Below are 12,413 nucleotides of genomic sequence, written 5' to 3' on the forward strand. Positions count from 1 at the left end.
GGTGGGAAGCTTGATTTCAACGACCGCCCCGTCCTTCTCCTGCGCGGCCACGCAAGCGTCGGAGGTGATGGCGGCGACGTAGCCGTCCCAGGAATTCGGTCCCGAGGCCGTGCCCTTTGCCGCCGCGTGGATGAAATCCTGCAATTCGACATCGTAGCTGGCGATGAAGCGATCCTTCCAGTCGGTGAGGATATCGTTCTGCAGCCTGGCGCCGAGGCGCGTCTGCACCGACATCGGCTCCGGCAGGCTGGCAATGCCGTCTTCACCCACCACCTGGCACTGGATATCATAGCCGTAGTGGCAATTGACGAAGATTTCGACGTCGATGATCGTGCCCTTGGCGGTTTCGAGAATGACGATCTGCGGGTCCTTCAGCTTCGCATGGCTGCGGGCAGCGGAGCGGGGAAAGAGAACGCGGGCCGAAACATAGTCATCGTCAAGCAGCCAGCGCAACACGTCGATCTCATGGATCATCGTGTCGTGGATCGCCATGGGCGTGACGTACTGTTCCGGAACCGTCGGGTTGCGGTGGGCGGCATGCACCATGATCGGCGCGCCGATCTTGCTATCCACCGCCTGTTTCAGCGCCACGTAACCGGCGTCGTAACGGCGCATGAAGCCCACCTGCACCAGCCGCTTGCCATGCGCCACTTCGGCATCGACGATGCGCCTTGCGCCTTCCGCCGTCGTCGCCAACGGCTTTTCGCAGAAGCATGGCTTTCCGGCAGCAATGGCCGCCAGCACATATTGCTCATGGGTTGCGCCCCATGAGGTGACGAGCACGGCATCCACATCGGGCGATGCGATCAGCTCTTCGCCGGTTGCGAAAACGACGGCATCCGGGGCGATGTCGTTTTTGACCGCCTCGGCCGAGGCGCGGTTGACGTCGCTGAGCGCAACGATCTTCCCGCCGCCCAGAACCTTGTTGATACGGCGGGCGTGATCGCGCCCGATTGCGCCGGTGCCGACGACACCAATTCTCACAGTCATCTGAAAAACCTCATTTCCAGTATTTGGCGACGTATCGCCGGGTTTCGCTGAGCATGAACCGCGCGCTTTCATCGACGCGATCTTCCCAGGCAAAGACGCAGTTCGACAGCACGCCGTCGAATTTCATGTCGGCAAGCGTCGCAAAGAAGGTCTCCCAGTCGATCTCGCCCTGGCCGAAATCGGTGTGCTGGTGCACCCTCACCTTCGAGCCGGGCGGATTGACGATGTAACGCAGCTGCGACGACTTGTTGTGATCATAGGTATCGGCAAGGCGCACATGCACCAGATGGCCCTCCGTCGCGCGCAGGTTCGCCACCATGTCCGGCCCGTAAAAGAACGTGTGCGGCGCGATGAAGGAGGCCTTCACCGCCTTGGAATTGATGGTCTTGATGATGTCGATGGCCGGCGCGATCTCCTCGATCCAGTCTTCGGGATGCGCCTCCAGCGACAGCACCAGCCCTTCCCGCTCCAGGATCGGCACCAGAATATCCATGGCGCGGAAGAACTGCGCCTCGCAGGTTTCCGGCCGGTGCAGGCCGGAGCGGTCGTTGAGGCTGCGGTCCGGCGAGCCGCCACGGCCGAATTCCGAAACGAACATCGGGCATTCCATCTCGACCGCGATCTCGATGGCGCGTTTCCAGTTGTCGATCGCCACTTCCCATTCGTCCGGATAGGGGCTTGCCCAGCGGTACATGGGTTGCAGCGTGGCAAGGCCGACACCGTGGTCCTTCAACGCCTTTTTGAATTCGGCGACCCGTTCGGGATAGACCTTGGGCCGTGTCCACCAGGAGAGGAAATCCGGGCGCGGCGAAAGTTCGACGTAATCATAACCGAGTTCGGCGACCTTGCGGCAGGTCTCAGGCAACGAGAGATGCCGGAACATGTGGGGATCGAGCGTATGTTTCATGGCTGTTTCCAGTGGAGGGATAAAAAGACCGGGGCCGAAGCCCCGTCTATTTCGCGTAGGCGGACATGTTTTCCGGTGTAACGAGTTCGAACGGCACCCAGAGCGTCTTCTCAGTGCGTTGCCCGGCAGCGGCCTTCACCGCCGTCTGGACGGAGACCTCCCCCTGCTTCGTCGCATTCTGGTAAACGGTGATATCGAGATCGCCGGCCTGCATGGCGGCAAGACCATCCGGCGTGGCGTCGATGCCGGCAATGACGACATCCTTCATGGAAACGCCCGCTGCTTTGAGCGCCTGCGCGGCTCCGATCGCCATTTCATCATTATTGGCTATGACGGCATCGAACTGGATGCCCGCCGTCAGCCAGGAGGATACGAGGTCCTGCGCCTGCGTGCGGCTCCAATTCGCTGTCTGCTTTTCGAGGGTTTCGATCTTGCATTCCGGTTTGGAAAATACCGTTTCGACATCCCTGGTGCGCACCAGCGCCGCATGGTTTTCCAATGGCCCCATCAGGATGACGGCCTTGCCCTTGCCGCCCATCAGCTTGCAGGCGGCTTCAGCTTCCATAGTGCCGGAATCGAGTTCGTTGGAACCGACAAAGGCCGTTCCGTCAGGCAGGCCGGTTTCCAGCTCGGCCGGCGGATGGTTGACATAAACCAGCGGAATTTTTGCGGCTGATGCGGCCTTGGTGATTGCGGCAGTGGCATCGCCATCCACCGCATTGACGATGATCGCGTCGACACCATTGGCGATGAAATTCTGCACCTGATTGAGCTGCTTCGACGGATCGAGCTGGGCGTCCTCGACCAGAAGCTCGATGTTTTTATCGCGCCCGGCTTCAGCCCTGATACCGTTAAGCAGGATCGTCAGAAACGGATTGTCGAAAGACGTCATCGAGACTGCGATGCGGGTCTCGGCAAGGGCCGGTGTCGCGAAGATGCAGAGCGCCGTCGCCATCAATAGTTTCTTCAAGGTTTCCTCCCACGGAAAATCGCTGCTGATTGCATCATTTTGTTTCGCCGGAGCCGACCATCCTGCCGGCTCCGGCGCGTTCGGCCCGCCCGGCGGCACTCCCCGGGAGCGGAGAAGCCGCCAAGGCAAGGCCATGGCTCAGTTCTTGGCCTGATAGTTCTTGAGGTTGTCAGGCGTCACCAGTTCGAAGGGAACGAAGACCTTCTTGTCGATCGTCTCACCCTTGGCGAGTTTCAGCGCCGCATCGAGAGCACCCTTGCCCTGCCCTGCGGCATTCTGGAAAACGCTGACATCCAGATCCCCCGCCGCCATGGCGGCAAGCGCGTCCTGCGTGGCGTCGATGCCGGCGATGATGACGCTGTCCATCGACCGGCCCGCCGCCTTCAGCGACTGGATAGCGCCGATGGCCATCTCGTCATTGTTGGAAATGACGGCATCGAACTCAACGCCGGCTGAAAGCCAGTTGGTCATCAGGTCCGACCCTTGCGTGCGCGACCAGTTGGCGGATTGTTCCTCGACAAGCTTGATGAAGCTGCAATCGGGCGTGGCGACGACATCCTTGATATCCTGCGTGCGCATACGCGCCGCCTGGTTGGAAAGCTCGCCCATCATCACCACGGCCCTGGCTTCCGTCTTGCCCGCCTCCTTCAACAGCCGGCAGACTTCCTGCGTCTGCAACGTGCCCGACTGCTTTTCATCGGAGGCGACAAAGGCCTGTTTTTCCGGCAGGCTGTCGAGATTGACCGGCTGGCGGTTGACGTAAACGAGCGGAATGCCCGCGGCGGCAGCGGCCTGCGAAAGCGCCACGGTCGCGTCCGTATCCACCGGATTGACGATGATGGCATCGACACCGGCGGCGACGAAGTTCTGCACCTGGCTCAGCTGCTTGCCGACATCGTTCTGCGCATCCTCGACCTGCAGCGAAACGCCGCTCATGCCCTTGGAATAATCAATCATGCCGTTGCGCAGCACGGTCAGGAAATTATCGTCGAACAGGGCCATAGAAACCCCGACGGTCTGCGCCGATGCGCCCGTTGCCAGCATCGCGGCGAAAGCTGCAATTGCGAAATGTCTTTTCATGTCGTTCTCCTCCAAACCCCTTTGAAAAGAACCGGTCGAGCCGGCTTGAGCGCATCGCGCCACCACCGTCTTCCGGCAAAAGCTGGCCTTCGCCGCGAAGGAAAACTCGCAGCGTCAAACAGCCTCGAAATAATCTAATGTCGTGTGGGTCCGGCCTCCTGCCCGTTCCACCCGCGGCCAAGATTTCCTAGTCCGGTCCCGGCGTCAACGCGTCAGAGACCACCGAAACCATCAAGCCTGATAGAAACACACACCGGATTTATGATGGAATCCATCAAACCATCAAAGGCTCTCAGGAACCCACAGATGCGCAGGCACAAAACGCTGTCCCGGCGTTTCCGCAATACCGTGTTCGATGGTGTGGACCATGGTGGCAAGAAGGTCGGCGCACAACTCGCGAAGCGGTGTCTGGAAGACGCCGCTGATGCGCCTTTCCAGCAGTGCCTGACGGGACTCGGGCGTGAGTTCATTCACGAGACAGACGATTGTCTCCTGCTTGTTTTCCTGCTGCATGGCCTCGACCACCCCTTCCATGCCGCCGCCGATGCAATAGATGCCGACGAGATCCCGGTGCTTGGCGATGGTGTCCATGACAAGCTCATAGGTCAGGCGACGCGTTTCGAGCGTGATGAGGGCATCCATTACCTCGAATTCCGGCGCATATTCCCGCATGTAGCTGCGAAAGCCCGTTTCGCGCAGCGAATGGCCGTGGAACCGGTGGCCGCCCAGCAGCAAAAGCACCTTCCCCCTGCTGCGCGCCAGTTGCGAAATCATCCAGGCGGCCGTGCGCCCAACCTTCATATTGTTGGCGCCGAGATACGCCTCCCTCACGCCCTGGGCAAAATCGGACAGCAACGAAAACGTCGGAATGCCTTTGGCTTTCAAAGCCTCGACGGCGGCCGTAACATCGTGATGGTCCGGCCCCGTGGCGGCAACCGCCTGCACGCGGCCCTTCATGCCTGTCAGCAACGCTGCAAGCTCAGCCGGCTCCCCCGACTGGGCGAATTCAATACGCAGATTGAGGTGGCGATCCCGGATGTTGCGCGCCGCAAGCTCCAGCTCGTCGGCAAAGGTCTGGTAGAAAGCATGCCGTTCCTTGCGCAGGATGATGCCGAGACTATAGGACGGCATATCGGCCAGCATGCGCTGGCGAATGATGTTGGTGGCGTGAAAGCCGATCTTCTCCGCCGCCTCGAATACCCGCCGCGCGGTTTCCTCCCGCACCGGCAGGCGGCCGTTCAGTACCCGGTCGACGGTGGCGACGCTGACGCTCGCGGCTTTTGCGACATCGGTGATGGTCGGACGCTTCATGTTGGCTCCCCGGAAAGATTCCTGTCATATCTCGCAAAACATGTCACGTATAATGATGGAATCCAACATGGGCTGAGGAATATGGCGGGAAGCGTCATGGGAAAATGCTGAGGCTTCGTCTTCAGTGTGGCGTCTGCTTTACCATCCACCACGACTAGCCGCTATGTCTAGTCCGCCATGCCTCCTTCCCCATCTCTTTGTTTTTCACCACGCCTCCTTCCCTCATCTCTGTGCTTGTCACAGAGATCCAGCCAGCCCAAATCCTTGGGCTGAAGGGACTCTTTCGTCGCGCAGACGCGCGTTGGCTGGATTCCTGTGACAAGCACAGGAATGAGGGGAATTTGGGGGGGCAAGGCGAGAAAATCGTCTGCCGAGTGGTCTGAATGGTTCCAATCACGCGTAATGAAACTGAGTCAGCGGCATTCACCCCATTTTACAGCAGCATCCGCACCGTATCACGACGGCACTCGCCCCGTATACCGATACCGAATGCCGCTATCCGGTCAGACTCGCTCCAGCGCCACGGCAATACCCTGCCCGACGCCGATGCACATGGTAGCGAGCGCAAGCCGCTTGCCCGTCAGCGAAAGTTCAAGCGCCGCCGTGCCGGCAATGCGGGCACCCGACATGCCGAGCGGATGGCCAAGCGCGATCGCGCCGCCATTAGCATTCACCCGCGCATCGTCATCGGCAATGCCGAGCTGGCGCAGCGTCGCAAGTCCCTGGCTGGCGAAGGCCTCGTTCAGCTCGATCACGTCAAGCTGTTCCTGCTTCAACCCGAGCCGCGTCAGGAGCTTGGCCGAGGCCGGGGCCGGGCCGATGCCCATCACGCGCGGCAGCACACCGGCGGCGGCACCACCGAGGATGCGGGCAATGGGGGTGAGCCCATATTTCTTCGCCGCTTCCGCCGAAGCGATGATGAGCGCGGCCGCACCATCATTGACACCGGAGGCATTGCCCGCCGTCACCGTCGCGCCATCGCGCTTGTTCACCGGCTTCAGCTTCGCCAACGCTTCAAGGCTTGTCGCACGCGGGTGTTCGTCCCTTGAGACAACAAGCGGATCACCCTTGCGCTGCGGGATCGTCACCGAAACGATTTCCTTGTCGAGACGGCCATTAGCCTGCGCATCCGCCGCCTTCTGCTGGCTGCGCACCGCAAAGGCATCCTGATCCTCCCGCGAGACCTGATAATCGACGGCAACATTGTCACCGGTTTCCGGCATGGAATCGACGCCATATTGCGCCTTCATCAGCGGGTTGACGAAACGCCAGCCGATGGTGGTGTCATAAATTTCGGCATTGCGCGAAAAGGCGCTTTCCGCCTTTGGCAGAACGAAGGGCGCGCGGCTCATGCTTTCCACGCCGCCGGCGATCATCAGCTCCGCCTCGCCCGATTTCACGGCGCGGGCGGCCGCAATGACGGCGTCCATGCCCGAGCCGCACAGCCGGTTGATGGTCGTTCCCGTCACGTAAACCGGCAGGCCGGCGAGCAGCAACGACATGCGCGCCACGTTGCGGTTATCCTCGCCCGCCTGATTGGCGCAGCCGAAGATCACATCCTCGACGGCTTCCCAGTCGATGGACGGATTGCGTTCCATTAATGCCTTGAGAGGCACCGCCCCGAGATCGTCGGCCCGCACCGAAGATAGCGCGCCGCCAAAGCGGCCGATGGGCGTGCGGATATAATCGCAGATGAATGCGTCGGTCATCGGTTTTTCCTCACAGTTCCGGGGCGACGAGATCGATTACCTCGCCATCCACATGCAGTGGCGCACCGGTCATGGCCTGCAATTCCTCAAACGTCATCGCCCGCAGTTTTTCGCGCAGCACAAAACGGCCATCCACCACGTCGATCACCGCATGGCTGGTATATATGCGGGTGATGCAGCCGACGCCAGTGAGCGGAAAAGCGCATGTCTCAACGAGCTTCGGTTCGCCATTCTTGGTGACATGTTCGGTGATGACAAAAACCTGCTTGGCGCCATGCACCAGATCCATGGCCCCGCCGACGGCCGGCACGCCCCTGGAGCCGACGCGCCAATTGGCGAGATCGCCATTCTGCGCCACCTGATAGGCTCCGAGGATCGCCACATCCAGATGCCCGCCGCGCACCATGGCGAAGCTGTCGGCATGGTGGAAGAAGGCGGCACCGGGTTTCAGCGTCACGGCCTTCTTGCCGGCATTGATGAGGTTCCAGTCCTCCTCGCCTTCCGGCGGCGCTTCGCCGAAATTCAGGATGCCATTTTCAGTGTGGAAGATCGCCTGACGGCCGGGCGGCTGATAACGCGCCACCATTTCCGGAAAGCCGATGCCAAGGTTGACGTAAGCACCGTCCTCGATGTCCTGCGCCGCGCGCCAGGCGATCTGGGCATTGGAGAGCTTGATATCTTCGCGGGTGTCGATGGTCTGGGTCATGCGTATGCTACTCCCGCACGAATGAGGACTTCTTCCTGTTGCGGATCGGGGATTTCCACGACGCCGTTCACAAAAATACCGGGGGTAACGACATGCTCCGGGTCGATCTCTCCGGCGGCGACGATCCTGGAAACCTGCGCGATGGTCGTCTTTGCGGCCATGCACATCAGCGGGTTAAAATTGCGCCCGGCCTTGTTGTAGGTGAGGTTGCCATAGGTATCGCCAAGTTCGGCCTTGACGATGGCGAAATCCGCCTTCAGCCAGCGCTCCTGCACGTAAGAGCGGCCGTCGAATTCTGCGATGACCTTGCCTTGCGCCAATTCGGTGCCAAAGCCGGTCGGGGTGTAGAAGGCCGGAATACCGGCACCGCCGGCGCGGATGCGCTCGGCGAGCGTCCCTTGCGGCACCAGTTCCAATTCGATTTCGCCGGCCAGATACCGGTCTGTAAAGGCACGCGGATCGGAAGAGCGCGGGAAGGAGCAGATCATTTTCCTGACCATGCCAGCGTCGATCATCGCGGCGATGCCAATGCGGCCATTGCCGGCATTGTTGTTGATGACCGTCAGGTTCTTCGGCCCTTTGTCTATAAGCGCATGGATCAACTCGATCGGCGCGCCCGATCCGCCGAAACCGCCGATCATGATCGTCGCACCATCACCGATGCCGGAAAGCGCCTCTTCAGCACTCTTGATTGTCTTGTCCATTCTTAAAACCTCCATCCAGCCGAGCGGATGGAACCGACAAGGCTGCTTGGCCATGAGGTAAAGCCGAAAATGCCTCGACGGCAAGAATTTTGTGCGTTATATGATTTTTGTTCGTATATCGCACAAATGGAGCTTGAGCATGGCCGTCAGTGAAAGAGACATGATGGGCGGTCTCGCCAAGGGATTGCGGGTGATCGAGGCCTTCAGCGCCGAGCGTCCACGGCTTTCGATTTCCGATGCTGCCGAGATTGCCGGGCTTGATCGTGCGACGACACGGCGCTGTCTGCTCACACTCTCGGAACTCGGTTATGCGGCCTATGACGGCAAATTCTTCACCGTCACACCCAAGGTGCTGCGGCTCGGCACCGGCTGTCTGGCCACAATGCCGCTGCCGAAGATCGTGCAGCCGCTGCTAGACCGCCTGTCGGAGGAGATCGGCCAGAGCACCTCAGTCTCCATTCTGGACGAGACCGAGATCGTTTATGTGGCGCGGGCCGCCCAGCAACGCGTCATGTCGATTGCGCTGATGCCGGGCTCACGCCTGCCCGCTTATTGCACCTCCATGGGCCGCGTTCTTCTTTCGGCGCAGCCAAACGAGCGGCAACACGAAATCCTCGAGGCCTCCCGCCTGGTCGCCCGCACGGAAAGAACGATCACCAGCATGGACGCCCTGCTCGCCGAGATTGAGGCGACCGGCCATCGCGGTTATGCGCTGATCGATCAGGAAGTCGAAATCGGTCTTCGCTCCATCGCCGTGCCGCTGAAAAGCGTGCGCGGCCAGACGGTCGCCGCGCTTAATGTCGGGCTCGCCGCCTCGGTGGCCTCGATGGAGGATCTGGTGGAGCGCTACCTGCCGGAACTTCTTGCCGTTCAGCGGGAACTGGCGAGAATGCTGGTCTGAGGCTCTTTCTGTCGCGCGCGGGAATCGCCCATTTTCTGCTGTTCGGCGACCCGCCAGGCGCGCGGCGTCATGCCTGTCTCACGCCTGTAGAAGCGATTGAAATAGGCGGGATCGGCAAAGCCCAGCCCTTCGGCGATCATCTGCACACTCGAGACGGTGAAGATCAGTTCCTGCTGGGCTATCTCGATCTGACGCTTAGCGATCAGCCGCTGCAGGCTGAGGCCGGAAACCGAGCGGACCAGACGGTTGAGATGAGTCTCGGACAGACCGACCTTCTTGGCGTAAAACCCGGCTTTTTGCGGCTCGCGGATATGGCGGGCGATCAGCGACAGCAACCGTTCGAAACGCTGCTCCGCAAGGCCTTCGCCGCTCGTTTCCAGAAGCGGGCGCGCCGCCCGCGTCAAAAGCGTGACGACGGTGGCGAGCTGGCCTTCGATCATCGCATCCCGGCCGATCTCACGGGCCTCATATTCGGCGGAAATCCGTTCGAAACCTTGGCGCAGGCATTCTTCCTCGGCAAAATCCCGCAACCGCAGAAGCACTGGCCGCTGGAAATTGCGCAGCAAAAGCGCCTGCACCGATGCCGGCAGCGCGCCCGGCAGCATGGTGACGATCACTCCACCAATATCGCGTGAAAAACGGAAGCCGTGTTCGAAACCCGGCGGCACGATGATGGCGACCGGCGGACGGATAGGCTCGATACGGCCATCCAGCAACGCATCGCCCTCGCCGCCAAAAATGTACAAGATTTGCAGAAAGGCGGAATGGCGATGCAACCCGATTTCGAAGCGGTGCAAGCTGCTTCTTGAAAAAAGCGTCTCACAATGGAAGCGAAAATCAGTGCCTTGCGCTGCTTCTTCGCCATAAAGCCCCTCATTCGCAGCAACCCGCATCTCACCACACTCCTCCGTCTGATGGTCGGATTGTGCAACTTACGGATCAGAAAGTCCATTGAGCTTGTGGCCCGCCTTGGTCAATTTCTTGACCGGAGACAAGTTCGGGAGGAAATAATGCGCACACAGGTCGTCATCATCGGCTCCGGCCCATCAGGGCTTCTGCTCGGCCAGCTTCTTGCGAGAGAAGGCATCGAGACCGTCATTCTCGACCGGGTCGGCAAGGATTACATCCTCGGCCGCGTCCGCGCCGGTGTGCTGGAAGAAGGCACGGTGCAGCTGATGGAAAAGGTTGGCGCGGACAAGCGCCTGCACCGGGAAGGCTTGCCGCATGACGGTTTTTCGCTGACCTTCGACGGCCGCGACCATCGCATCGATCTGTTCGATCTGACCGCCGGCAAACGCGTCATGGTCTATGGCCAGACCGAGGTGACCCATGACCTGATGGATGTGCGTGAGGCGGCAAACCTTGTGACGATCTATGACGCCGGCAATGTCGAACCGCATGATTTTGATGGCGCAAGCCCCTATGTCACCTACCAGAAAGACGGCGTAACCCACCGGATCGATTGCGATTTCGTCGCCGGTTGCGACGGTTTTCACGGTGTGAGCCGCAAATCGGTGCCTCAGGGCGCGATCAAGGAATTCGAGAAAGTCTACCCCTTCGGCTGGCTCGGCATTCTGGCCGATGTGCCGCCGGTCAACCACGAACTTATCTACGCCAACCACCCGCGCGGTTTTGCTCTCTGTTCCATGCGCTCGCACACACGCAGCCGTTATTACATCCAATGTTCGCTGGATGACCGGCCCGAGGACTGGAGTGACGAGCGTTTCTGGGATGAAATCCGCCGTCGCCTGCCGGAAAACCATGCGGATGCCATGGTAACCGGCCCTTCCTTCGAAAAATCCATCGCGCCGCTACGGTCCTTCGTCTGCGAACCCATGCGGTTTGGGCGGCTGTTTCTGGCGGGCGATGCCGCACACATCGTACCACCCACCGGTGCTAAGGGCCTCAACCTCGCCGCCAGCGATGTGCATTATCTGAGCGAGGCGCTGATCGAGTTTTATCGCGACAGGTCCAAGGCCGGCATCGATGCTTATTCGCAAAAGGCGCTTTCCCGCGTCTGGAAGGCTGTGCGTTTCTCATGGTGGATGACGACGATGATGCACCGCTTTCCCGATACGGGAGATTTCGGCCAGCGCATTCAGGAAGCGGAGCTGGACTATCTCGTCCAATCCCGCGCCGCTTCCACGGCCCTTGCGGAAAACTATGTCGGGCTTCCTTACTGAGATGCAGCTTCCGTTTTCCCATCCAGCAACTCGCTCGCTGCCTCGCGAATAGCCTGCATCAGCAGCGACAGCGGCAGGGAGGGCTGCGTATCGGCCCTGACCGTCAGCCCCACGGGACCGCTGGTGTCGCCGGTCTCAACCGGCAGGATCGCCAGAATGCCATCCGCCACATCTGCCGCCACCACGCCTTCCGAGATGATCCAGATCGCATCGCTGGTACGCAGGAAGGCACGGCCGAAGGCATCCGAGACGGTTTCGATGCGGATCGGCAGGGCCGGAACGCCGTTGGCGATCAGAAACTGCTCAACAACAGGACCGATGACGGATTGCCGCGTCGGCATCAGCACCGGATATTCATGCAGGTGATCGAACACCGAAAGGCCCGGAGAAAGCAGCGGGTGGCCGGCGCGCACCACGAAGCGCACCTTTTCAGAATAGAGATGTTCGAAAGAAAAGCCCGCCATTTTCTGCGGCGCGGCGAGACGCCCAACGACGAGATCGAGATCGCCGACACGCAGCTGCTCCAGCAGCACGGCGTTTTCGCCGGTGACGATCTTGACCGGGCTACCGGTCTTTTCCGCCAGAAAACCGGCCATCGCCTTCGGCATGATCCGCACCGAAACCGTGGGCAGAGCGCCGACCCGGACGGGAGGACCGGCACGCGCCGCCTCCTGCGAGACCGAATCGACCGCCTGACGCAGCGCCGTCATCGTCGCGCCCGCATGGCGCAGGAACACCTCGCCATAACGGCTGATACGGATGCCGCGCCCCTCGCGGTCGAATAACGAGACGCCGAGAATCTCTTCCAGCTCGCGAATGGTCTTCGTCACCGCCGGCTGGCTGACATGCAGGATTTCCGCCGCGCGGATGACGCTTTTCTGGCGCGCCACCTCCACGAAAGTCTGCAGGTGGCGGAACTTGATACGCTGGTCGACCATCGCTCATATAATCC

At 60.7% G+C, this 12,413-nt stretch carries 12 protein-coding genes; 2 read left to right on the top strand and 10 right to left on the bottom strand.

Annotated features, from left to right (window positions below; all coding sequences use genetic code 11):
• The 8 genes from JZX89_RS27040 to JZX89_RS27075 form a co-directional block, all read right to left on the bottom strand.
• Positions 1-990, bottom strand: a 990-nt coding sequence (locus tag JZX89_RS27040; RefSeq protein WP_207135967.1) for a Gfo/Idh/MocA family protein, incomplete at its 3' end; no start/stop codon positions are given.
• Between the two features lie 10 nt (positions 991-1,000).
• The gene (locus tag JZX89_RS27045; RefSeq protein ID WP_207135968.1) at positions 1,001-1,897 is read right to left on the bottom strand and encodes a sugar phosphate isomerase/epimerase family protein; all 897 of its coding nucleotides are present in this window, start codon (positions 1,895-1,897) and stop codon (positions 1,001-1,003) included.
• Positions 1,898-1,943: 46 nt separating this feature from the next.
• On the bottom strand, positions 1,944-2,867 hold the full coding sequence (locus tag JZX89_RS27050; RefSeq protein WP_501985971.1) for a substrate-binding domain-containing protein: 924 nt from the start codon (positions 2,865-2,867) through the stop codon (positions 1,944-1,946).
• Positions 2,868-3,005: 138 nt separating this feature from the next.
• A complete protein-coding gene (locus JZX89_RS27055; RefSeq protein ID WP_153516833.1) occupies positions 3,006-3,947 on the bottom strand; it encodes a sugar ABC transporter substrate-binding protein in 942 nt (313 codons plus the stop codon).
• Positions 3,948-4,229: 282 nt separating this feature from the next.
• Positions 4,230-5,258: a LacI family DNA-binding transcriptional regulator gene (locus JZX89_RS27060; protein ID WP_207135969.1), complete on the bottom strand. Its 1,029-nt coding sequence runs from the start codon at positions 5,256-5,258 to the stop codon at positions 4,230-4,232.
• 503 nt (positions 5,259-5,761) lie between these two features.
• Entirely contained in the window at positions 5,762-6,967 is a 1,206-nt protein-coding gene (pcaF, locus tag JZX89_RS27065) for a 3-oxoadipyl-CoA thiolase (RefSeq protein WP_207135970.1), read from the bottom strand.
• A 10-nt stretch (positions 6,968-6,977) separates the two neighbouring features.
• Positions 6,978-7,673 carry a CoA transferase subunit B gene (locus JZX89_RS27070; protein WP_207135971.1) on the bottom strand — a complete coding sequence of 232 codons (696 nt, stop codon included), beginning with the start codon at positions 7,671-7,673 and terminating at the stop codon, positions 6,978-6,980.
• Positions 7,670-8,377 (bottom strand): 3-oxoacid CoA-transferase subunit A, encoded by a 708-nt coding sequence (locus JZX89_RS27075; RefSeq protein ID WP_174375124.1) that lies wholly within the window; start codon positions 8,375-8,377, stop codon positions 7,670-7,672. The genes JZX89_RS27070 and JZX89_RS27075 overlap by 4 nt, the downstream gene beginning before the upstream one ends.
• Positions 8,378-8,516: 139 nt before the next feature.
• On the opposite strand from JZX89_RS27075, the gene JZX89_RS27080 reads away from it, so the two are divergent.
• A complete protein-coding gene (locus JZX89_RS27080; RefSeq protein ID WP_174375125.1) occupies positions 8,517-9,278 on the top strand; it encodes an IclR family transcriptional regulator in 762 nt (253 codons plus the stop codon).
• Here JZX89_RS27080 and JZX89_RS27085 read toward each other — a convergent pair.
• Positions 9,248-10,171 (bottom strand): helix-turn-helix domain-containing protein, encoded by a 924-nt coding sequence (locus JZX89_RS27085; RefSeq protein ID WP_207135972.1) that lies wholly within the window; start codon positions 10,169-10,171, stop codon positions 9,248-9,250. The genes JZX89_RS27080 and JZX89_RS27085 overlap by 31 nt on opposite strands.
• Before the next feature lie 117 nt (positions 10,172-10,288).
• Here JZX89_RS27085 and pobA point away from each other — a divergent pair, with 117 nt between their 5' ends.
• Positions 10,289-11,461 carry a 4-hydroxybenzoate 3-monooxygenase gene (pobA, locus tag JZX89_RS27090; RefSeq protein WP_207135973.1) on the top strand — a complete coding sequence of 391 codons (1,173 nt, stop codon included), beginning with the start codon at positions 10,289-10,291 and terminating at the stop codon, positions 11,459-11,461.
• Here the strand turns inward: pobA and pcaQ are convergent.
• On the bottom strand, positions 11,455-12,399 hold the full coding sequence (gene pcaQ / locus JZX89_RS27095) for a pca operon transcription factor PcaQ (RefSeq protein WP_207135974.1): 945 nt from the start codon (positions 12,397-12,399) through the stop codon (positions 11,455-11,457). The two genes, pobA and pcaQ, sit on opposite strands and share 7 nt — an antisense overlap.
• Positions 12,400-12,413: the final 14 nt, after the last annotated feature.

The organism is Agrobacterium burrii, from assembly GCF_017313405.1.
Taxonomy (GTDB): Bacteria; Pseudomonadota; Alphaproteobacteria; order Rhizobiales; family Rhizobiaceae; genus Agrobacterium; species Agrobacterium burrii.

Bases quoted from the DNA above. Each gene is read 5' to 3' on its own strand.
- JZX89_RS27060 (WP_207135969.1), bottom strand. From the start codon at position 5,258: ATGAAGCGTCCGACCATCACCGATGTCGCAAAAGCCGCGAGCGTCAGC.
- pcaF (WP_207135970.1), bottom strand. From the start codon at position 6,967: ATGACCGACGCATTCATCTGCGATTATATCCGCACGCCCATCGGCCGC.
- JZX89_RS27045 (WP_207135968.1), bottom strand. From the start codon at position 1,897: ATGAAACATACGCTCGATCCCCACATGTTCCGGCATCTCTCGTTGCCT.
- JZX89_RS27085 (WP_207135972.1), bottom strand. From the start codon at position 10,171: ATGCGGGTTGCTGCGAATGAGGGGCTTTATGGCGAAGAAGCAGCGCAA.
- JZX89_RS27075 (WP_174375124.1), bottom strand. From the start codon at position 8,377: ATGGACAAGACAATCAAGAGTGCTGAAGAGGCGCTTTCCGGCATCGGT.
- JZX89_RS27070 (WP_207135971.1), bottom strand. From the start codon at position 7,673: ATGACCCAGACCATCGACACCCGCGAAGATATCAAGCTCTCCAATGCC.
- JZX89_RS27055 (WP_153516833.1), bottom strand. From the start codon at position 3,947: ATGAAAAGACATTTCGCAATTGCAGCTTTCGCCGCGATGCTGGCAACG.
- JZX89_RS27080 (WP_174375125.1), top strand. From the start codon at position 8,517: ATGGCCGTCAGTGAAAGAGACATGATGGGCGGTCTCGCCAAGGGATTG.
- pcaQ (WP_207135974.1), bottom strand. From the start codon at position 12,399: ATGGTCGACCAGCGTATCAAGTTCCGCCACCTGCAGACTTTCGTGGAG.
- pobA (WP_207135973.1), top strand. From the start codon at position 10,289: ATGCGCACACAGGTCGTCATCATCGGCTCCGGCCCATCAGGGCTTCTG.